The sequence below is a fragment of the Streptomyces sp. NPDC023723 genome (assembly GCF_040639815.1).
Taxonomy (GTDB): Bacteria; Actinomycetota; Actinomycetes; order Streptomycetales; family Streptomycetaceae; genus Streptomyces.
Window position 1 is genome coordinate 94,774 of sequence record NZ_JBFAAP010000011.1, and the last position, 20,824, is coordinate 115,597.

General features: G+C 71.8%; 22 protein-coding genes. 14 read left to right on the forward strand and 8 right to left on the reverse strand.

What is annotated here, in order from left to right:
* Positions 1–16: 16 nt before the first annotated feature.
* From AB0G32_RS15455 to AB0G32_RS15495, 9 genes are all read left to right on the forward strand, one after another.
* A complete protein-coding gene (locus AB0G32_RS15455; protein ID WP_361162721.1) occupies positions 17–1,354 on the forward strand; it encodes a CpaF family protein in 1,338 nt (445 codons plus the stop codon).
* A 77-nt stretch (positions 1,355–1,431) separates the two neighbouring features.
* On the forward strand, positions 1,432–2,376 hold the full coding sequence (locus AB0G32_RS15460) for a type II secretion system F family protein (RefSeq protein WP_361162723.1): 945 nt from the start codon (positions 1,432–1,434) through the stop codon (positions 2,374–2,376).
* 12 nt (positions 2,377–2,388) lie between these two features.
* A complete protein-coding gene (locus tag AB0G32_RS15465) occupies positions 2,389–3,276 on the forward strand; it encodes a DUF5936 domain-containing protein (protein ID WP_361162725.1) in 888 nt (295 codons plus the stop codon).
* 21 nt (positions 3,277–3,297) lie between these two features.
* On the forward strand, positions 3,298–4,611 hold the full coding sequence (locus tag AB0G32_RS15470) for an ATP-binding protein (protein WP_361162727.1): 1,314 nt from the start codon (positions 3,298–3,300) through the stop codon (positions 4,609–4,611).
* Positions 4,611–5,390, forward strand: a complete 780-nt coding sequence (locus AB0G32_RS15475) for a response regulator transcription factor (protein WP_361162893.1) — start codon at positions 4,611–4,613, stop codon at positions 5,388–5,390. Before AB0G32_RS15470 ends, AB0G32_RS15475 begins: the two co-directional genes overlap by 1 nt.
* 105 nt (positions 5,391–5,495) lie before the next feature.
* A complete protein-coding gene (locus AB0G32_RS15480) occupies positions 5,496–5,693 on the forward strand; it encodes a hypothetical protein (RefSeq protein WP_361162729.1) in 198 nt (65 codons plus the stop codon).
* On the forward strand, positions 5,690–6,289 hold the full coding sequence (locus AB0G32_RS15485) for a pilus assembly protein TadG-related protein (RefSeq protein ID WP_361162895.1): 600 nt from the start codon (positions 5,690–5,692) through the stop codon (positions 6,287–6,289). Before AB0G32_RS15480 ends, AB0G32_RS15485 begins: the two co-directional genes overlap by 4 nt.
* 32 nt (positions 6,290–6,321) lie before the next feature.
* Complete coding sequence (locus AB0G32_RS15490) at positions 6,322–6,897, forward strand: hypothetical protein (RefSeq protein WP_361162731.1); 576 nt, start codon at positions 6,322–6,324, stop codon at positions 6,895–6,897.
* A gap of 7 nt (positions 6,898–6,904) precedes the next feature.
* Positions 6,905–7,516, forward strand: a complete 612-nt coding sequence (locus AB0G32_RS15495) for an OmpA family protein (protein WP_361162733.1) — start codon at positions 6,905–6,907, stop codon at positions 7,514–7,516.
* Positions 7,517–7,530: 14 nt separating this feature from the next.
* Here the strand turns inward: AB0G32_RS15495 and AB0G32_RS15500 are convergent, their stop codons facing one another.
* Entirely contained in the window at positions 7,531–7,920 is a 390-nt protein-coding gene (locus AB0G32_RS15500) for a DUF192 domain-containing protein (protein WP_361162735.1), read from the reverse strand.
* 178 nt (positions 7,921–8,098) lie between these two features.
* Here AB0G32_RS15500 and AB0G32_RS15505 point away from each other — a divergent pair, with 178 nt between their 5' ends.
* The 4 genes from AB0G32_RS15505 (at position 8,099) to AB0G32_RS15520 (ending at position 13,675) form a co-directional block, all read left to right on the forward strand.
* A complete protein-coding gene (locus tag AB0G32_RS15505; protein WP_361162736.1) occupies positions 8,099–8,896 on the forward strand; it encodes a methyltransferase domain-containing protein in 798 nt (265 codons plus the stop codon).
* Positions 8,897–9,749: 853 nt separating this feature from the next.
* Positions 9,750–11,075 carry a PhoH family protein gene (locus AB0G32_RS15510; protein ID WP_361162739.1) on the forward strand — a complete coding sequence of 442 codons (1,326 nt, stop codon included), beginning with the start codon at positions 9,750–9,752 and terminating at the stop codon, positions 11,073–11,075.
* Between the two features lie 405 nt (positions 11,076–11,480).
* Positions 11,481–12,194: a lytic transglycosylase domain-containing protein gene (locus AB0G32_RS15515; protein ID WP_361162741.1), complete on the forward strand. Its 714-nt coding sequence runs from the start codon at positions 11,481–11,483 to the stop codon at positions 12,192–12,194.
* A 137-nt stretch (positions 12,195–12,331) separates the two neighbouring features.
* Positions 12,332–13,675 (forward strand): AI-2E family transporter, encoded by a 1,344-nt coding sequence (locus AB0G32_RS15520; protein ID WP_361162743.1) that lies wholly within the window; start codon positions 12,332–12,334, stop codon positions 13,673–13,675.
* A gap of 53 nt (positions 13,676–13,728) precedes the next feature.
* Here AB0G32_RS15520 and AB0G32_RS15525 read toward each other — a convergent pair whose 3' ends face one another.
* Together AB0G32_RS15525 and AB0G32_RS15530 are read right to left on the reverse strand one after the other, a co-directional pair.
* Positions 13,729–14,262 carry an alkyl hydroperoxide reductase gene (locus AB0G32_RS15525; protein WP_361162745.1) on the reverse strand — a complete coding sequence of 178 codons (534 nt, stop codon included), beginning with the start codon at positions 14,260–14,262 and terminating at the stop codon, positions 13,729–13,731.
* A 6-nt stretch (positions 14,263–14,268) separates the two neighbouring features.
* Positions 14,269–14,823 (reverse strand): peroxiredoxin, encoded by a 555-nt coding sequence (locus AB0G32_RS15530; protein ID WP_361162747.1) that lies wholly within the window; start codon positions 14,821–14,823, stop codon positions 14,269–14,271.
* Between the two features lie 129 nt (positions 14,824–14,952).
* On the opposite strand from AB0G32_RS15530, the gene AB0G32_RS15535 reads away from it, so the two are divergent.
* Positions 14,953–15,963, forward strand: a complete 1,011-nt coding sequence (locus AB0G32_RS15535) for a LysR substrate-binding domain-containing protein (RefSeq protein WP_361162897.1) — start codon at positions 14,953–14,955, stop codon at positions 15,961–15,963.
* Here the strand turns inward: AB0G32_RS15535 and AB0G32_RS15540 are convergent.
* The 5 genes from AB0G32_RS15540 to AB0G32_RS15560 all read right to left on the reverse strand — a co-directional run bounded on the left by AB0G32_RS15540 (position 15,908) and on the right by AB0G32_RS15560 (position 20,741).
* Positions 15,908–18,238 (reverse strand): FtsX-like permease family protein, encoded by a 2,331-nt coding sequence (locus AB0G32_RS15540; protein ID WP_361162749.1) that lies wholly within the window; start codon positions 18,236–18,238, stop codon positions 15,908–15,910. The genes AB0G32_RS15535 and AB0G32_RS15540 overlap by 56 nt on opposite strands.
* Positions 18,235–18,927 carry an ABC transporter ATP-binding protein gene (locus tag AB0G32_RS15545; RefSeq protein ID WP_361162751.1) on the reverse strand — a complete coding sequence of 231 codons (693 nt, stop codon included), beginning with the start codon at positions 18,925–18,927 and terminating at the stop codon, positions 18,235–18,237. Before AB0G32_RS15545 ends, AB0G32_RS15540 begins: the two co-directional genes overlap by 4 nt.
* The gene (locus tag AB0G32_RS15550) at positions 18,924–19,448 is read right to left on the reverse strand and encodes a PadR family transcriptional regulator (protein WP_361162753.1); all 525 of its coding nucleotides are present in this window, start codon (positions 19,446–19,448) and stop codon (positions 18,924–18,926) included. Before AB0G32_RS15550 ends, AB0G32_RS15545 begins: the two co-directional genes overlap by 4 nt.
* A 94-nt stretch (positions 19,449–19,542) precedes the next feature.
* Positions 19,543–19,809, reverse strand: a complete 267-nt coding sequence (locus AB0G32_RS15555; protein ID WP_361162755.1) for a hypothetical protein — start codon at positions 19,807–19,809, stop codon at positions 19,543–19,545.
* Positions 19,806–20,741 (reverse strand): SPFH domain-containing protein, encoded by a 936-nt coding sequence (locus AB0G32_RS15560; protein WP_361162757.1) that lies wholly within the window; start codon positions 20,739–20,741, stop codon positions 19,806–19,808. Before AB0G32_RS15560 ends, AB0G32_RS15555 begins: the two co-directional genes overlap by 4 nt.
* Positions 20,742–20,824 lie beyond the last annotated feature (83 nt).

The window sequence follows — 20,824 nt, forward strand, 5'->3', positions numbered from 1 at the left end:
TAGGAGCACCGGACGCATGAGCCTGCGCGCGCGCATCCACTCCCCCGAGGAGCCCGGCAGCCGGGGCGAGGACGGCCACCTGGTCGCCTCCTACCGGTCCAAACTCCTGGAGGAGATCGACCTCGCCGAGATGAGTTCGCTGGCCGCCGCCGAGCGGCGGGCCCGCCTGGAGCGGGTGCTCGGGCACATCATCAGCCGCGAGGGCCCGGTCCTGTCGACCGTCGAACGGTCGCAGCTGATCAGGCGGGTGGTCGACGAGGCCCTCGGCCTCGGCATCCTGGAACCGCTGCTCGAGGACGCCTCCATCACCGAGATCATGGTCAACGGGCCCGACGCGATCTTCGTGGAGCGCGGCGGGAAGGTGGAGCAGCTGCCCGTCCGGTTCGCCTCGCACGACCAGCTGATGCAGACCATCGAGCGGATCGTCTCCACCGTCAACCGGCGCGTCGACGAGTCGAACCCGATGGTCGACGCCCGGCTGCCGTCCGGGGAGCGGGTGAACGTGATCATCCCGCCGCTCTCCCTGACCGGCGCCACCCTGACCATCCGGCGCTTCCCGCGCTCCTTCACCCTCCAGGAGCTGATCGGCCTCGGCTCGCTGGACGAGCACATGCTGTACCTGCTGGCGGGGCTGGTGCGGGCCCGGTTCAACATCATCGTCTCGGGCGCCACCGGCACCGGCAAGACCACCCTCCTCAACGCGCTCTCGGGGCTGATCCCGGAGCACGAGCGCATCATCACCATCGAGGACTCCGCCGAACTCCAGCTCCAGCAGTCGCACGTCATCCGCCTGGAGTCGCGTCCGCCCAACGTCGAGGGCAAGGGCGTGATCACCATCCGGGACCTGGTCCGCAACTCGCTGCGGATGCGCCCCGACCGGATCGTGGTCGGCGAGGTGCGCGGCGGCGAGTCCCTGGACATGCTCCAGGCGATGTCGACCGGCCACGACGGCTCGCTGGCCACCGTGCACGCCAACAGCGCCGAGGACGCCCTGATGCGGCTCCAGACGCTGGCCTCCATGTCCGACGTGGAGGTGCCCTTCGTCGCCCTGCACGACCAGATCAACAGCGCCGTGGACGTACTGGTCCAGCTCACCCGCTTCCCGGACGGCGCCCGCCGGATCACCGAGGTCGCCCTGCTGGCCAGCCACGGCGGGGAACCGTACCGGCTGGCCACGGTCGCCCGGTTCCACGCCCAGCCGATGACCCCCGACGGCCGGGTCCACGGCGGCTACGAGCACCATCCGCTGCCGCGCCGCACCGCCGACCGCCTGCACATGGCCAGCCAGCCCGTCCCGCAGGCGTTCGGGGTCGCCCGCAGCGCGGAACAACTCGCCACCCGAGAGACCCGGTAGCAGAGCCGGCAGCAGACCCGGCAACAACCCCGGCAGCAGACCCGCCAGTACCGGCAGCACCCGTAGGAGTCCGCCCGATGGAACTGTCCGCCCTCGTCCCGCTCACCACCGGCATCACCCTGCTGACCTGCGTCCTGGCCGTCGCCGGCCTGCATTCCTACGCCGCCGGACGGGCCCAGCGCCAGGCCCTCGTCGACCGGCTCGCCGCCACCGGGCAGACCACGTACGCCGGCCGCCGCCGGCACTTCCCGAACCTGGACCGCCGGCTGCGCCGCACCCGGCTCGGCAAGGACCTCGAACTGCGGCTGTCCGCCACCGGCCTGGACGTCACCCCGGGCGAGTTCTTCGCCTACATGCTGGCCGCGGTGGCCGGCCTGTGGCTGATCGGCCAGGCCGCCCTCGCCCCCTTCTTCGGGCCGCTCGCCGGGGCGCTCGGCGTCTGGACGGCGGTCCTGTTCCTCAACTGGCAGCGCCAGAAACGCATCGAGAGGTTCATCAACCAGCTCCCCGAACTCGCCCGCATCCTCGCCAACGCCACCCAGGCCGGACTCGCCCTGCGCACCGCCGTCGGCATGGCCGCGGAGGAACTGGAGGCCCCGGCCGGCGAGGAACTCGGCAAGGTCGCGGACCAGCTCGCGGTGGGCGCCTCGATGGACGACGCGCTCGGCGAACTCGCCGCCCGGCTCCCGTCCCGCGAACTCGTCGTCCTGGTCACCACCCTGGTGCTGTCCAACCGGGCCGGCGGCCAGGTGGTCAGCGCCCTGCGCAACCTCACCGAGACCCTGGAGGAGCGCAAGGAGACCCGGCGCGAGGTCCGCACCCAGCTCTCCCAGGTCAACATGACCTCGTACGCCGTCCCGGCGCTCGGCGTCGGCTCGCTGTTCCTGATGAACGGGGTGAAGGACGGCGCCCTGGAACGCATGACGGGCTCCCCGGCCGGGCAGATCGCGGTGCTGGTCGCCTTCACCCTGTACGCCATCGGCTTCGTCCTCATCCGCCGCCTGTCCCGCATCGACGTCTAGGGAGGTCACGTCATGGCACTGCTGCTCGCCGCCCTCATGGGCCTGGCCGTCTGGGGCGTCTTCGCCGGCATCCGCATGTACCGGGCGGACGCCAAACTCCCCAGCGACCTGGCCCTCGCCCTGGAGATCGGCGCCACCCGCACCGGCGCCGTCGACTCCCTCATCGACCGCATGGGCATGCGGTACGCGCCCGCCGTGCTGCGGCTGATGGGACCGGGGCGGGTCGCCAGGTACCGCCGCCGCATCGACCTGGCCGGCAACCCCGGCGGCCTCACCATCGACCGCTACGCCGCCCGCCGCGCGGTCTACGGCGCGCTGGGCGCCGTGGGCTTCCTGGTCTTCCTGCTCCGCGGCCAGTACCTGGTCGCCCTGCTCCTGCTGGCCTTCGGCGCGTTCTGGACCGAGGTCGGCATCTGGTCCGCGATCCGGGTCCGCAAGGACGTCATCGAGCGCACCCTGCCGGACTTCTTGGACGTCCTCGCGGTCGTGGTCAGCGCCGGCCTCGGCTTCCGTCAGGCGCTGGACCGGGTGGCGATGCGCTACGAGGGGCCCTGGGCCGACGAACTCCGCATCACCCTGCGCCAGATGGACCTCGGCATGAGCCGCCGCCAGGCGTTCGCGGAACTGCGCCGGCGCAACGACTCCGAGCAGGTCGCCATGTTCGTCACCGCGTTGCAGCAGGGCGAGGAACTGGGCGCCCCGATCGTCGACACCCTCGTCTCGCTGGCCAAGGACATGCGCCGCACCGACGCGCAGAACGCCCGCCGCAAGGCCGCCCGCGCGGTCCCCAAGGCCACCATGATGATCACCACGTTCATGGTCCCGGCCACGATGATCCTGCTCGGCGCCGGACTGATCCTGGGCTCCGGCACCGACTTCGGCACCATCACCGGTGAGTAGGCGAGGCGGGTGACGATGCTCATGGAGAGGCGGACCGGGCTGCCGCGCCGCCGCGCCCACACCCCGGGGACGGGGACCACCGGACCGGCCCCCGCCCTCGGCCTCCAGGTCAACGCCCTCCAGGCGCTGTGCCGCCAGGTCTTCGGCTTCCGGCTGGCGATGATCGCGGTGGCCGCCCCCGCCGCCCTGCTCAACGCCAGCCCCGGCACCGGCGCCCGGCTGGTCGGCGCCGCCGTGGTCGTCACCTTCATGGGCTCCTACGTCCTCTTCCGCGACTGGGAGCGCTTCGGCCCCCTGCTGCTGCGCCACCCCACCCTGCTGGCCGCCGACACCCTCTTCGGCGCCCTGCTCCTCTTCTCGGCCGGCCCGGACACCACCCTCGCCTACGTCAGCGTCTGCACCCCGCTGCTGGCCGGCCTGGTCTACGGCTGGCGCGGCGCCGCCGGCTTCGCCTCGCTCCAGTCGCTGATCCTGCTGCTGGCCCAGGCGACGGCCACCGACTTCGCCCCGGGCATCGCGGAGTCCCTGCTGCTGCCCGGCCTCTGTGTGGTCGCCGGGGCGGCCGGCTCCAGCCTGCGCGGCCTGCTGCTCCGCTACGGCACCGCCACCCAGGCCCTCACGGCCGTCCAGGCCCGGCTGGCCGCCACCGAGGCGGTCGGCGCCGAACGCGCCCGGCTCGCCCGCGAACTGCACGACTCCGTCGCCAAGACCCTGCACGGCGTCGCCCTCGCCGCCGACGGACTGGCCGCCTCGGCCGCCGCCGGCCGCGCCGACCCGGACCTGATCCGCCGCCAGGCCGACCTGGTGGCCCGCTCGGCCCGCCGTGCCGCCGCCGAGTCCCGGGAACTCCTCGCCGACCTGCGCCGCGAGTCCGACCCGGAACACGGCACCGACGTGCTGGTCGAACTCGCCGCCCGCACCCGCGCCTTCGGCGCCCGCACCGGACTCCCGGCCGGCTACCACCCCACCGGCGACCACGCCGTCCCGCCGGTCGCGCCGGCCGTCGCCCGCCACCTCCTGACCATCGCCGAGGAGGCCCTGGACAACGCCCACCGGCACGCCACGCCCACCCGGGTCGACGTCCGGGCGGGCGTCCACGACGACCGCCTCGTCATCACCATCGAGGACGACGGCACCGGTCTGCCCGACGGCACCTCCCTGGACCGGCTGCGCAGAACCGGCCACTTCGGCCTGGTCGGCATGGCGGAACGGGCCGCGGCGATCGGCGCCCGGGTCCGTGTCGGACCGGGCGAGCGGGGCCGGGGCACGCGGGTCCGGCTGACCCTGCCGCTGGCGGCCCTGGCCGCCCTCCCACCTGCTGAGGAGACAGCATGATGACGTCCCCGCCGCCCCCGGTCCCGGCGCCCCCGGCCACGCTGCGGGTGGTGGTCGCCGACGACAACCCGGTCGTCCGGGCCGGCCTCACCGCCCTGCTCACCGGCCACCCCGGCATCACGGTGGTCGCCGAGGCCGCCGACGGCCAGGGCGCCTGCGAGGCCGCCGACCGGCACCGCCCCGACGTGATCCTCCTGGACGTCCGGATGCCCGGCGTCGACGGTCTCGCCGCCCTGCCCTACCTGGTGCGCATCGCGCCGGTGATGATGCTGACGTACAGCGGGGAGTCGGAGACGGTACGGGAGGCGCTGCGCCGGGGCGCGGGGGGCTACCTGGTGCACGGCGAGTTCACCGCGGACCAGCTGATCACGGCGGTACGGGACACCGGGGCGGGCCGCACGCACTTCTCGCCGACGGCGGCGGGGGCGGTGCTTCGGCAGCTCAGGAGTGCGAATGCATACGGTGATGCGGTGGCGCGTCCTCCGTATAGCACTGTCTCGCAGGCGAGTTCATCCCGTTTCACGGAAAACCTTTCGCGAATGCAATCGGATGTGGGACAGTCGTCAGGTGGCAGGGCGGGGTTCCGGCTGAGTGCCAGGGAGGCGGAGATCATGGACCTCATCGCGTCCGGCATGACCAATCAGCAGATCGCCGGGGCCTGCTTCATCAGCGAGAAGACGGTGAAGAACCACATCAACCGCATCTTCGCCAAGCTGCACAGCACCAGCCGCGCCGAGGCGACCGCGAAGTGGCTGGGCAACTGGGGTGATCCGCGGTGAGCCGCGCGATTTGGGCCCGGCTCTGGGCCCTGGGGCCCTCGGCGACGCGGACCGGCCACCCGTACGGTGCCGCCACCGGCACCGGCCACCGCGAAGGGGATCACCATGGGCAACTGGCTGCACACCACGGTCGCTTACCTACAGACCCGCGCCGCCCGGGGCGACAAGGGACAGACGGCGGTGGAGTACCTGGGGATCATCGCGGTGGTGGTGGCGATCGTGCTGGCCATTACGGGGACGGACATCGGGCAGACCATCTACAACGCGATCAGGGACAAGATCACCGAGGTCACCGGCGGCTGAACCCGCTCCGTCGGCACGACGACGCGGGGCAGGCTTTCCCCATCTACATCACCGTAGTGGGAGGCCTGCTCTTTTTGGCGCTCGCCTATCTCGCGGTCGGCCAGGCGGCGGCCAATCGGAACGGAGCGCAGACCGCGGCTGACGCGGCGGCACTCGCGGCGGCTCAGGACAGCCGGGACCAGCTCGCGGACCTCTGGGTGGGGAACGTACTCGATCCGACCAAGTGGCAGGACATCTTCGACGGCGTCGCGACCGGGCTCGGGCCGTCGTGCTGGCGGGCGGAGGAACTCGCGGCTCAGAACGACGCAAGCGTGCAGTTCTGCGCTCCGGACGGGCCGCTGAGCTACACCGTGAAGGTTGAGACCCAGGACACCGTCGGGGAGTCCATCGTCCCCGGCACGGAGGACGTGAAGTCGCAGGCGACCGCGACCGCGGTGATCGAGCCCCGCTGTACCTTCGACCTCCCCACCGAGGACGCGGGGGAGGAACTTCCACCGCTCAGCTGCGAGGACAAGGACTGGCTCCTCGATCCGGAAGACATTTCGGTTCTGCCGGACCCCGAGGAACTGTTCGATGTCCACTTGGCCGACGACTGACAGCGAACGACAAGGGACGAGGAAGCAGAGGCATGAGCGTGCGATTCGCCACGAAGGCCCGTAGCGGAGCGGTCGCGTTGGCCGTCGCAGCCGGCCTGGCCATCGGGTTGGCCGGCTGCGGTGGGGGCGGCGACGACAAGCCGGAGGCTTCGTCCTCGACGTCCGCCAAGGGCGGCTCCGAGCCGAGTACTCAGGAGAACGAATCGGAGGCTCCCCTGGCCGAAATCAAGGGCCCCGACGGCCTGCTGCTCAGTCTCACCTCCGCGAAGCGGGATGCGGGAGGCTTCGTCACCGTCAGCGGCGCGCTGAAGAACGACGGCGCGGAGACCACCAATGTCCCCGCCCAGTTGAGTGGGAACGAGACAGAGATCATCCGGAACGGCAGCTCCCTCGGTGGAGCCGCCTTGGTGGACTCCAAGGGGAAGAAGCGGTACTACGTCCTGCGCGACACCGACGGCCGACCGCTGACGACGACCAATTTCCCGGCGTTGAAGGCCGGCGAGTCGGTGCCTGTCTTCATGCAGTTCCCCGCACCGCCCGCGGATACCACCGAGGTGACCTTCCAACTGCCCATGTTCTCGGCCGCGACCATCACGATCTCCGGGTGAGGCACCCATGATCCGCACCCGCCTCACCGTGCTGCTCACCACCTCCGTCCTCGTCGTCGGCGCCGCGCCCGCCCACGCCGACGACACCCCCAGCGTCCCCCCGGGAACCGAGGCCACCGCCGGCGCCCCCGTGGAAGTGGACCCCAACGACCCCGATCTGAAGCTGCCCGAGGGGGCCACCCTCGGGGACCCCAAGGTGCTGGACATCAAGTCGGTCGTCGAGGACCAGAGCGGGGACGAGCGCCGGGAGGACACCAACACGGACGTGAAGTTCGCGCTCCAGGCCGAGGTGCTGTTCGGCAAGGACAGCGCGACGCTCGGCGGCGAGGCCAAGTCCCGGATCGCCGGTATCGCCGAGGAGATCAAGGCGCAGAACGCCGGCAACATCCGCGTCTTCGGCTTCACCGACGACCTCGGCTCCGCCGCCCACGGAGACGTCCTGTCCAAGAAGCGCGCCAACGCCGTGCAGGACCTGCTCTCCCAGGCCCTGAACGACCCCGGCATCACCTACGAGGTACGCGGCTACGGCGAGCAGTACCCGATCTCCGACAACTCCACCGAACCGGGCCGCAAGAAGAACCGCCGGGTCGAGGTCTCCTTCCCCCGGACGGAGGACTGACCGGCGGGCATTGATCAGACCGGAAGCACCTCCGTGCGGACCTCCACCTGGACTCCGGCCCGTACCCCCCACCCGGCCATCGCCCCCGCCGCCGCCTCCAGCACGTGCCGCGACCGCGGCCGGGGCAGGCCCAGCCGCCCCGGCCGCATCGTGCGGACCGCGAGCACCCTGAACCGCCGGTCCAGATACGCCACGTCGATCGGCATCCGCATCCGGAACGTGTGCACCGACCCGGCCGGCGTCAGCAGCATCGCCCCCGCCACGGCGTCCCGCCCCAGCAGCCCCCGGGTACGGGCCCGGTAGGACGCCGCGATCTCCAGCGGCACCCGGACCGCCGTGCCGTCGCCCGCCGCCCCCGGCACGACCAGCGTGCCCCGGCCGTCCGCCCACCGGCGCCCCCTCACCGGACCACCCGAGATGGGACCACTGCATGCTCCTGTCACCCGACTCGGCTCAGCACCACACAGTGGCCACCGTGCCGAAATCCCGTTGTAAGGCGGATCATCCCCCGGTAGGAAGAGACCACTCCCTCCGCCGCACGGCGGAACGCGCCGGCCCGCTCATCGCCCAGGACCCGTACCCATGCGCAGTTACGAAGACCTGGTCGCCGAAGCCGTCGCCGCCCCCACCGAGGGCTGGGACTTCTCCTGGTTCGAGGGGCGGGCCACCGAGGAACGGCCCACCTGGGGGTACGCCCGGTCGCTGGCCGGACGGCTGGCCGGCGCCGGCGCCGTGCTGGACGTGCAGACCGGCGGCGGCGAAGTACTGGACGGCGCGCTCGGCGCGGCCCCGCGCCCGCCCCGGCTCACCGTCGCCACCGAGGGCTGGGCACCGAACGCCGCCAGGGCCACCGCCCTGCTCGGCCCGCGCGGCGTCGCGGTGGTCGCCGTACCGGAGGACGCGCCGCTGCCCTTCGCCGACGCCGCCTTCGACCTGGTGGTCAGCCGGCACCCCGTCAGACCGCGGTGGGCGGAGCTGGCCCGGGTACTGCGGCCCGGCGGCGCCTACTTCGCCCAGCACGTCGGGCCCGGCAGTGCCTTCGAGCTCGTCGAGTACTTTCTCGGGCCGCGGCCGCGGGCGAGCCGCCGGGACCGGCATCCCGAGGACGAGCGGGCCGCCGCCGAGGCCGCCGGGCTGACGGTCGTGGACCTGCGGGCCCAGCGGCTGCGCATGGAGTTCCACGACATCGGCGCGGTCGTCCACTTCCTGCGCAAGGTGGTGTGGATGGTCCCGGGGTTCACCGTCGAGGCGTACCAGCCCCGGCTGCGCGCCCTGCACCGGCGGATCGAGACCGAGGGGCCGTTCGTGGCCCACAGCTCCCGGCATCTCGTCGACGCCCGCAAGCCCGGCCGGCCCGCCGGCACCGAACCCTTCGCGTAGTTTGCTGCGATCCGCCCGGTAACGCCGCCGAATATCTCCACCCGGTTTCCACATCGTTATCCCGCACGGCGTCCCGCGACTCGATCGAGTCGTGCGGGATCGCGTAAGTTCGGACCAACTTGATTCGCGTGAGCAAAGCCACGTGGGTGGCACCGCGCAGCGGAGGGGGCTGCGCGGTGCCGGGTCAAGTGCGCGTTCGTCGGTGATGTCACCCGACAGGGGGAACCGGGGGCGCTTCACCGAACGGGGGCAGACGCGCGCCGGACCCCGTGCAACACCTCACATGTCACCCGGTTCCCCTGGGATCAGGCTGTGTTCCGGCCATGATTCCCGCCTGAACCGGGGGTCCGACGGCCACCGTGGCGTCGCCGGACGAATTCGGAGAGTAGTTGTTTGGCGCCGATGTGCCCAGTAGCCCTTACGAAGGGTTATGGTGGAAACCCCCCCTCGGGCCGGTCCGTATCCCCCCCACGGACCGGCCCGTTTTTCTGTGTGGCCGGACCCGGCCCCGTAGCCCCGCCCCGCCGGCCCAGCGGGCCTCCCGGGCGCCCCCGCGAGTCACGCGTAACGAACAGTTCATCGGCGCGCCGTCATATGCCGTGGCATGGCCGCGGTCCTTCCAGGGCATAAAGCAACCAGGTCGACACCCGAACCACGGGTGTCGGTTCTCAGCGGGCGGCACGGGGCCGTCCCGCCCGGGAGGCCCTTTGCACCAGCCCGACCGTGCGGTCATGGCACGGGAGACGCAGCGGAGGGCCGGTCCCCGGCCCGTGCGATGTGTGCATCGCGGCCGTCGACCGGTCCAGCCCCACTCCGTCGCTCCCCGACCTCTTCCGAGGGGGTACGTCCTTCCGTGGTGACCAGCGCAAAGCGCCCCAAGCCAGACCGGCGCACCTATGTTCTCGACACCAGCGTCCTGCTGGCCGATCCGAACGCTCTGAGCCGCTTCGACGAGCACGAGGTCGTGCTCCCGATCGTCGTGGTCACGGAACTGGAGGCCAAGCGGAACCATCCCGAACTCGGCTACTTCGCCCGGCAGGCGCTGCGCCTGCTCGACGACTGCCGGGTGCGGCACGGCCGCCTCGACGCCCCGATCCCGATCGGGGAGCTCGGCGGGACCCTGCGGGTGGAGCTCAACCACTCGGACCCCAGCGTGCTGCCCAGCGGCTACCGCCTGGGCGACAACGACTCCCGCATCCTCGCGGTCGCCCGCAACCTCCAGGCCGAGGGATTCGACGTCACCGTGGTGTCGAAGGACCTCCCGCTGCGGATCAAGGCGTCCTCCGTGGGCCTGCTCGCCGAGGAGTACCGGGCCGAACTGGCCATCACGGACTCCTCCGGCTGGACCGGGATGGCCGAGCTGACCCTGCCCGGCGAGCAGGTGGACATCCTCTTCGAGGAGGGGCACGTCCACGTCCCCGAGGCCGCCGACCTGCCGGTGCACACCGGGCTGACCATCCAGTCCGAGCGCGGCAAGGCGCTCGGCCGGGTCACGCCGGAGGGCGGCGTCCGGCTGGTGCGCGGCGACCGGGAGGCGTTCGGCATCAAGGGCCGCAGCGCCGAGCAGCGGATCGCCCTCGACCTGCTCCTCGACCCCGACATCGGGATCGTGTCGATGGGCGGCCGGGCCGGCACCGGCAAGTCGGCGCTGGCCCTGTGCGCGGGTCTGGAAGCGGTCCTGGAGCGCCGCCAGCACCAGAAGGTGATGGTCTTCCGGCCGCTGTACGCGGTGGGCGGCCAGGAACTGGGCTATCTGCCCGGCACCGAGGCCGAGAAGATGAGCCCCTGGGCGCAGGCGGTCTTCGACACGCTCTCCGCGGTCACCAGCCGCGAGGTCATCGAGGAGATCACCGCCCGCGGCATGCTGGAGGTGCTCCCGCTCACCCACATCCGCGGCCGGTCGCTGCACGACGCGTTCGTCATCGTGGACGAGGCCCAGTCACTGGAGCGCAACGTCCTGCTGACCGTGCTCTCCCGGATCGGCGCCGACTCCCGGGTCGTCCTCACCCATGACGTGGCCCAGCGGGACAACCTCCGCGTCGGCCGCTACGACGGAGTCGTCGCCGTGGTGGAGAAACTGAAGGGGCATCCGCTCTTCGCGCACGTCACGCTGACCCGGTCGGAAAGGTCCCAGATCGCGGCACTCGTGACCGAAATGCTGGAGGACGGCCGCATCTGAGAGTTCCGGGAAGACCGTCCCGGGCGCCGTCCGGCAAAAGGCCAAGAGCCTAGCCGGGCGGCGCTTTCGCGTGCGGGAGTTTCCGTAAATCGTTCGGGCCAAACGAGGTGTGAGCTTTCACACGCAACTCAAGATTGCCTCACGCCGTCCGGGTACGGCAGAGTCTCCGTTCTGTCAGGCCCCGCATACGACACACCGGTACCCCCAGCGGTACGGAACCACAGAAGCACCAGGTCAACTCCATAGCCACGTCGTATGCCGCCCGCGCACCACGCGGCGCTCCCGCACCGGGAGTTGCCCACCGGGCCCGCGCCTCCCGTGACCCCGAAGTTGGGGAGGCCAGCGTCAGGGGCACGATTGCGTCCGCGAGGGTCACCGAAGCGGGCGATGCTGGAAGGAAACCGTGTGAGCCGGATCTCGGTCCGGGGATTCGCAGTGGCCTCGGCCACGGCGGTCACCGCTGTCGGAAGCGTCGTCGGTGTTGCCTCGGGCAGCACCATGCAGGGCACCAACAACGACGCCGAGGCGACGGCCAGTGGCACCACGCTCCTCGCGGACATCCCCGCGGGGCAGCAGGCCCAGGTGCAGACGGCGTCCCTGACGCAGCAGGCCGACGCGCAGGCCATCGCCGCGGACGCGGGCGCCAAGAAGGAGGCCGAGGAAGCGGCGCGCAAGGCCGCCGCCGAAACCGCGGTCGCCAAGAAGAAGGAAGCCGACGACGCGGCCAAGAAGGCCGCGCAGGCGGCGAAGGAGCGCGAGGAGGAGGAGCAGGAGGCCAGCCGCAGCTCCACCCGCGACGCCTCCGATTTCACCGTCCAGAGCTCCTACAGCACCGCCGAGATCCAGGCGATGGCACGCCAGATGGTGCCCAGCGCCCAGTTCCAGTGCTTCAGCAACATCGTCGACCACGAGTCGAGCTGGAACTACACGGCGGTCAACGCCTCCTCCGGCGCCTACGGTCTCTTCCAGGCCCTGCCCGCCTCCAAGTACTCCTCGGCCGGTTCCGACTGGCAGACCAACCCGGCCACCCAGATCAAGTGGGGCCTGAACTACATGGACTCGCGCTACGGCAGCCCGTGCGAGGCCTGGACCTTCTGGCAGGCCAACAGCTGGTACTGAGCCCGGCTCAACCCCGTACAGCCCCTCACCGTCCTTCGGTGAGGGGCTTTCGCGCGTCGGCCAGGTACGGTCGGTGCGACGGCTCCGCACCGGTATCGGGGGGAGTGGTGGGGAGAGACGGGGGAAGAGGACGCATCATGTCGCGAGTGCCAGGGTGGATCGGCCGGCTCGGTGCCGGACTGACCCACATGAGCCGGACGCTGGAGCAGCGTCGCGCCGAGGCGGAGCGGCAGCAGGCCGCCGCCGACGCCGTGGAGCCGCAGCCGTACGACCACGTACCGGCGCCGCCGGACCACCCGCCCGCCGTCGCCGCCCGGCCCGACCCCGCCCAGGCCGTGCCGTGGGGCGTGCGGGTCGCGGCCGAGGCGGGCTGGCGGCTGCTGGTGCTCGCGGGCACCCTGTGGGTGCTGATGCGGATCATCAGCGCGGTCCAACTGGTCGTGCTGGCCTTCGTCGCCGCGCTGCTGATCACGGCGCTGCTCCAGCCGACGGTGGCCCGGCTGCGGCGCGGCGGGGTGCCGCGCGGACTGGCCACGGCGCTCACCGCGATCGGCGGGTTCGTGGTGATGGGCCTGATCGGCTGGTTCGTCACCTGGCAGGTGATGGAGAACATCGACAGTCTCTCCGGCCAGGTCCAGGACGGCATCGACGAGTTGCGCCGCTGGCTGCTCAACAGCCCGTTCCACGTCACCGACAAGCAGATCAACGAGATCGCCAAGAACCTGCGGGAAGCGGTCGGCGCCAACACCGACCAGATCACCTCGGCGGGCCTGGAGGGCGTCACCGTCGTCGTCGAGGCACTGACCGGCATCCTGCTGGCGGCCTTCTCCACCCTCTTCCTGCTCTACGACGGCAAGCGGATCTGGGAGTGGACGCTGAAGCTGGTCCCGGCCGCCGCCCGGCCGGGCGTGGCCGGCGCCGGCCCGCGGGCCTGGCGGACGCTGACCGCGTATGTGCGCGGCACGGTGATAGTCGCCCTGATCGACGCCATCTTCATCGGCCTCGGCATCTACTTCCTCGATGTGCCGATGGCCGTGCCGCTGGCCGTGTTCATCTTCCTGTTCGCGTTCGTGCCGCTGGTCGGCGCCGTGGTGTCGGGGGCGCTCGCGGTCGTCGTCGCGCTGGTGACCCAGGGCGTGTTCACCGCCGTGATGGTGCTGGTCGTGGTGCTGGCGGTGCAGCAGATCGAGGGGCACATCCTCCAGCCGTTCATCCTGGGCCGGGCGGTACGGGTGCACCCGCTCGCGGTGGTGCTGTCGGTGGCCGCCGGCGGCCTGGTGGCCGGCATCGGCGGCGCGGTGGTCGCCGTACCGCTGGTCGCGGTGACCAACACCGTGGTGGGCTATCTGCGGGCGCACTCCCGGGAGACCGCGCTGCGCGGGACGCCGCGGCCGCACGGGGCCACCTCGACCGACGCCGCGCCGGCGGCCGGGCAACCGCCGGCCGCCGACCCCCCGGGCGCCGAGCCGGACGCCGGATAGCCGCGGGCCCCGCCCACCAGGAGGTGGGCGGGGCCCGCTGCCGTGCGCGGGAACTACTCGGCGAGGACCGCCTCGGCGTCCAGCGTGGTGCCCACCGCCTGGATCACCGACGCGATCTTGAACGCCTCCTGGACCGTCTCCCGGTCCACGCCCGCCTTGCGCAGCACCTGCTCGTGCGAGTCCAGGCACATGCCGCAGCCGTTGATGGCGGAGACCGCGAACGACCACAGCTCGAAGTCGGCCTTGTCGACACCCGGGTTGCCGATGACGTTCATCCGCAGTCCGGCCCGCAGGGTGCCGTACTCGTGGTCCGACAGCAGATGCCGGGTGCGGTAGAACACGTTGTTCATCGCCATGATCGCGGCGGCCGACTTGGCGGCCGTGTACGCCTCGGGCGAGAGGTTCGCCTTCGCCTCCGGGGCCAGCTCGCGCAGCACGACGGGGGAGCGCGAGGCGATGGCGGTGGCCAGCACCGTGCCCCACAGCCGCTGCGCCGGCAGGTCGGAGTTGCCGATGACCGAGCCCAGGTTGAGCTTCAGGTCCTTGGCGTAGTCCGGTACGGCGGACTTCAGGGAGTCGAGGGACATGTCAGCTCACTCTCCGGACAGCAGCGCGACGGGGTCGAGGGTCTCGTCGCCCCTGCTCCAGTTGCACGGGCACAGCTCGTCGGTCTGCAGGGCGTCGAGGACCCGCAGCACCTCCTTGGGGTTCCGGCCGACCGAGCCGGCGGTCACCATCGTGAACTGGATCTCGTTGTTCTGGTCCACGACGAACACGGCGCGCTGCGCGAAGCCGTCCTCGCCCTCGATGCCGAGCGCGCGCATCAGCTCGTGCCTGGAGTCGGCCATCATCGGGAACGGCAGGTCGGTCAGGTCCGGGTGGTCCTTGCGCCAGGCGTGGTGGACGAACTCGGAGTCACCGGAGAAGCCGAGGATCTGGGCGTCCCGGTCGGCGAACTCCTCGGTCAGCCTGCCGAAGGCCGCGATCTCGGTGGGGCACACGAAGGTGAAGTCCTTGGGCCAGGCGAACACGATCTTCCACTTGCCCTCGTAGGTCTTGTGGTTGATCGTCTCGAACTCCTTGCCCTTCTCCAGCGAGACGCAGGCGGTCAGTTCGAACTCGGGGAACTTGTCACCGACAGTGAGCACACGCTCTCCTTGCAGCGAAGAAACGCCCGGTTTGCGGGCGTTTCCCTTGGGTTGGACGGTTCTGATCGTGGCACAGAGCGCATTGATTACGGAAATAGCTAGACTCGGTCGAGTTGATCGGAGGCAACTATCAGTACGGTCGGTCCCGAACCGCGGCAGCCCAGCCTTTCCCAGCTCCGCGCGTTCGCGGCGGTCGCCGAGCACCTGCACTTCCGCGACGCCGCCGCGGCGATCGGCATGAGCCAGCCGGCGCTCTCCGGTGCCGTCTCGGCCCTGGAGGAGTCACTCGGTGTCACCCTCGTCGAGCGTACGACGCGCCGGGTACTGCTCACCCCGGAGGGCGAACGGCTGCTGGTGCGGGCCAAGGCGGTACTGGCGGAGGTCGGGGCGCTGACGGAGGAGGCGGCGGCGCTGCGCGCCCCGTTCACCGGCGCACTGCGCCTCGGCGTCATCCCGACCGTCGCGCCGTACGTGCTGCCGACCGTGCTGCGGCTGGTCCACGACCGGCACCCGGACCTCGACCTCCAGGTGCACGAGGAGCAGACCGCGAGCCTGCTGGACGGGCTCACCGCCGGCCGCCTCGACCTGCTGCTGCTCGCGGTGCCGCTCGCCATGCCCGGCGTCGCCGAACTCCCGCTCTTCGACGAGGACTTCGTACTGGTCACCCCGGTCGGCCACTGGCTCGGCGGCCGGGCGGGCGTCCCGCGCACCGCGCTGCGCTCGCTCAACCTCCTGCTGCTGGACGAGGGGCACTGTCTGCGCGACCAGGCGCTCGACATCTGCCGGGAAGCCGGACGTGCGGAGGTGCCGGCGACCACGACGGCCGCCGGCCTGTCCACGCTGGTCCAACTGGTCGCCGGCGGCCTCGGCGTCACCCTGCTGCCGCGCACCGCGGTCCGGGTGGAGACCGCCCGCTCCGCCGGCCTGCGCACCGCCTGGTTCGCCGACCCCGCCCCGACCCGCCGGATCGCCCTGGTGATGCGTACCGGGGCGGCGCGCGGCGCCGAGTACCAGGAACTGGCGGCGTCCCTGCGGGAGGCGGTGCGGGCGCTGCCGGTCCGGGTCGTGGACCCGGGACCCCGGCCTACTCGGTACGCAGCCCGTCCGGCCGGACCAGCTTCAGCAGCGGCGGCAGGCTGAGCAGCGTCACCGTCAGCACGACCGCCGCGCCGACGCCGGTCATCGCCAGCAGGCTCGGCCAGTCGACGGCGACCGGGGTGCCGGCCATCTTCAGCAGGACCGCGCCGAGCGTCAGCCCCACCACCGCGGACAGCAGCAGGCCCACCGCGATCGGCACCGCCGTCTGCCACAGCACCGACAGGCCCAGGGTGCGGCGCCGGGTGCCGAAGGCGACCAGCGACGACAGCAGCTTGCGGCGTTCGCGCAACTGCTCCAGCTGCGTCACCAGCAGGCTCACGCCGATCAGCGCCAGCACACAGGCGGCGCCCACGAACAGGCCGGTGCGGATGGCCGTGAACTTCTCGTTCTGCTCGGTGGCCGACCAGACCGTGACGTCGGCCAGCGGGTCGACGGCCGCCGCGGTGTTGCGCACCCGCTCCTGGACGTCCGGCACCGCCTGGTCGAGCTGGAGGTAGAGCTCCGAGCGCAGACTCGCCAGCGCCTTGCCGCCCAGCGCCCCCGGTGTGAACAGGAACCCGGAGGTCGTGTTGTTGGTCAGGCCGACGCGTTCGCCGGCGTCCTTGATGCCCGCCGGCACCGTCCAGCCGGTCCGGGCGCCCGGCGAGTCGCCGTACGACGGGTCGAAGTACAGCCGCTGTCCCGGCTCGGCCAGCGCCTCGATGTCCGACTCCCAGGAGGGGTCGCGGACGACGAAGATGTCACCGTCCACGCAGGAGTCCAGCCGGACGACCTGGCGCAGCGATCGGCAGTCCCCGACCGTCACCTGCTCGGAACTCTCCGGGTCGTCGGGCCGGTCGCCGATCGAGCCCTCGGAGTAGGCGTAGACCTGCTCGACGCCCCCGGTGGACCGGAACTTCGCGGTGGCGGTGGCCGGCAGGTCGTCCGACAGGGACACCTGCATCTGCGCGCGCGAGACGTCCTGGCCGGTGTTCCTGGTGTAGTCGTCGTCCACCCCGGCGAACAGCATCTGCAGGGCGATCGCCCCGGCGACGGCCACCGCCACCCCGTTGACCATCCGGGCCGCGGTGCCGCTGTTGACCTGGATCCGGCGGACCGCGAGCTGCCAGGCGACCGGGCCGGCGCCGAGCCGGGCGACGAACCGCTCCACGATCCACGGCAGCAGCGCCGTCACACCGACCAGCAGCAGGACCACACCGCCGATCACCAGGTACTGGTTGAAGTCCCCGTTGTCGCGGCCCTGGCCGACCATCGGGTAGAGCAGCGCCAGCCCGGCCAGCGGCAGCAGCAGCCGCCACCACAGCCGGCGCCGCGCGGGCCGGGCCGTGCGGATCACACCGAGCGGCTCGATGACCACTCCGCGCAGCGCCAGCAGCGTCACCAGCACCGCGGCCGCCGGCACGGCCACCGCGACCAGCAGGGCCAGGACCGGCGAGGGGTTCAGATAGCTGGGGAAGACGCTGATGTCGTAGATCACGGCCTGCCCCGCGAGCTGCCGGCCGAGCAGGAAGAACACCGTGCCGAAGACCAGGCCGAGCACCGCACCCGCCAGCGCCTCACCGGCCGCGATCCGCCGGGTCATCGGGCTGTCGGAGCCGACCAGCCGCAGCGCCGCCAGGCGCCGGTCGCGGCGCTCGCCGCCGAACCGCACGGCCGTCGCGATGAACACGGCGACCGGCATCAGCAGCACCACGAACACCACGAGGATCAGCAGCAGCAGGACGGGGTCGAGTCCCTCCGAGTCGCCGCCGGGCGCGCCGAAGTGGTCGATCCGGGTGACGTGGGTGCCGTCGACGTGCGCGGCGAGTCCCTCGGCGCCCCGGACGAAGGCGAGTTCCGCCGAACCGACCAGGCCCTGCTCGGCGATGGTGCCGGTGACCGGGTCGGGCAGCCGCGCGCGCAACAGCTTCCCGGCGTCCGACTCCAGCAGCTTCTTCAGCGCGGGGGAGACGAACATCTCGCCCGCGGCCGGGACGGCGTCCAGGCCGGGCGGCACCGGCGCGTCGGGTCCCTCGGCCTGCATCGCGCGGCCCCGGATCCGCTGGCCGCGGAACTCCGTGTCCAGGTCCGCGACCAGCAGGGTGCCGGCCGAGCGCGCGGGGACGGTGGTGTTCATCCACGTGATGTCCGTACGGGCGTCCTCCCGGGCGTGCCGGGCGGACAGCGCGCTCGGGACGGCGGTGGTCAGCAGCAGCAGCGCCACCCCGAGCCCGACGCCGACGGCCGTCAGCAGCGCGCGGGTCCAGCCCTCGCGCCCTCCGGTGAGCGCGAACCGGACGCCCAGGGCCAGATCGCGGCCCCAGTGCCGGGCGTTCATACGACCCGCTCCATGTCCCGGGACCGGCCGTCGCGCACGATGATCTCGCGGTCCGAGTAGGCGGCCACCCGGGCCTCGTGGGTGACCAGCACCACGGCGGCGTTGGTGGACCGGGCGGCCTCGGTGAGCAGTTCCATCACGCGTTCGCCGTTGAGCGAGTCCAGGGCACCGGTGGGCTCGTCGGCGAAGAGCACCCGCGGGCTGGTCACCAGCGACCGGGCGACGGCGACCCGCTGCCCCTGACCGCCGGAGACCTCGCCGGGCCGCTTCCTGGCCAGGTCGTCCACCTCCAGGCGTTCCATCCAGCCGAGCGCGGTCCGTTCGGCCGCCTTGCGGGCGGTGCCGTTCAGTCTGAGCGGCAGCGCCACGTTCTCCACGCAGGTCAGTTCCGGTACGAGCTGGCCGAACTGGAACACGAACCCGAACTCGGTGCGCCGGAGCGCGCTGCGCTGGGCGTCGTTCATGGCGGACAGTTCCCGCCCGTCGTAGCTGATGGTCCCGGAGTCGGGCGGGACGATGCCGGCCAGGCAGTGCAACAGCGTGGACTTGCCGGAACCGGACGGTCCCATCACGGCGACGACCTCGCCGGGGTGGATGGAGAACTCGGCGCCGTCCAGCGCCAGGGTGGGGCCGTAGGCCTTGCGCAGGTCCTGCGCGGTGAGCAGCGAGCCGGGGGGCGGAGTCGTCACGGGGCCACCGCCGTACGGAGCCTGTCGAGGCGCGCCGCGGTGAGCTCCAGCCACCGCAGGTCGGCTTCCAGGTGGAACAGGGCGTGGTCGCAGATGAGCTGGTCGGCGAGGTCGCCCTTGCGCTTGCGGTCGGTCAGCACCCGCATGTGCCGCAGGTGCTCGGCGCGCTGCTCGTCGAGGATGCCGGCGGCGTCGCGGTGCGTGAGCAGGGCGAGGACGACCTTCGTGTACAGCGTCGACTGGAGGTACGGCTCCGGCTTCTCCGGCGTCGCGAGCCACCGCGCCACGTCGGTGACGCCGGCGTCGGTGATCGCGTACCGCTTGCGCTCCGGGCCGCCGCCGGCCTCGATGCCGTCGACCTCCACGAGGCCGTTCTTCAGCAGCCGGGACATCGTCGAATAGACCTGGCCGTAGTGGAGCGGCCGGTCGTGACCGAACTTCTCGTCGAAGGCCCGCTTCAGGTCGTAACCGTGGCGGGGGCCGGACTCCAGGAGCCCGAGCAGAGTGTGACCGATGGACATGCGGAGCACTCTACATACGGTGTATACGCGGTGTGTATACATCTTGTGTGTAGACCGTGGCGGGCGGTGCGGCCGTGCAGGTGGGGGCTTGTTGTCACGGTTGTGTCACATCGGGCGGCGGCCCGTCGCTCGACGGCGGCCGGCCCCGGCGGGGCAGCGGGCCGGTGTCGCGGGGCAGCCGGCCGGCCTCCGCGAGGGCCCGGCGCAGCAGGAACTCGATCTGCGCGTTGGCCGAGCGCAGTTCGTCGCCCGCCCAGCGGGCCAGCGCCTCGTACACCAGGGGGTCCAGCCGCAGCAGCACCTGCTTGCGCTGCTGCGGCCGGCGCCGCGGGGTGGGGTCGGCCCCGGAATCCGTCGTCACTGGTAGAGCGTCCCCGTGTTGAGCACCGGCTGCGCGGAGCGGTCCCCGCACAGCACGACCATCAGGTTGGACACCATCGCCGCCTTGCGCTCCTCGTCCAGCGTCACGATGTCCTCCCGGGTGATCCGGGCCAGCGCCATCTCGACCATCCCGACCGCCCCGTCCACGATCTGCCGCCGCGCCGCCACGACCGCCCCCGCCTGCTGCCGCTGGAGCATCGCCGAGGCGATCTCCGGCGCGTACGCGAGGTGCGTGAAGCGGGACTCGACGATCTTCACGCCGGCCGCCTCCACCCGCGCGTGTAGCTCCACGGCGAGCTTCTCGGTGATCTCCTCCGCGTTGCCGCGCAGCGACAGGCCGTCCTCCTCGTGGGCGTCGTAGGGGTACTCGATGGCGATGTGCCGCACGGCCGCCTCGGTCTGGGTCGAGACGAACTCCACGTAGTCGTCCACCTCGAACATGGCCTGCGCGGTGTCCTCGACCTTCCACACCACCACGGCCGCCAGCTCGATCGGGTTGCCGTAGGCGTCGTTCACCTTGAGCACCGCGGTCTCGTGGTTGCGCACCCGGGTGGAGATCTTGGTGCGGGAAGTGAGCGGGTTGACCCAGCGCAGGCCGTCCTGCCGGATCGTGCCCCGGTAGCGGCCGAAGAGCTGGACCACCCGCGCCTCGCCGGGCGCGACCATGTTCAGCCCGCACATCGCGAGGAACGCGGCGATCGCGACCAGGATGCCGCCGATGATCAGCGCCGTCTTGCCGCCGGCCGCCGCGACCGCCGTGGCGCTCGCGATCAGCCCCGCGCCCGCCAGCAGCCCGACCAGCCCGAGCAGCAGCGCCCAGCCCCCGCCGATGCTGTTGGCCGGGCACTCCCGCACCCGCGGCGCCGGCATCTCGGGCAGGTCGGCGGTGACCTGCGGGTCCTGTGCGGTCATGGGAATACCCCCGTCAGTAGCCATCGTGTTTCTATCTAAGTGATAGCACTTTACCCGCTCACGGCAACCTTCAAGCCCTCCCG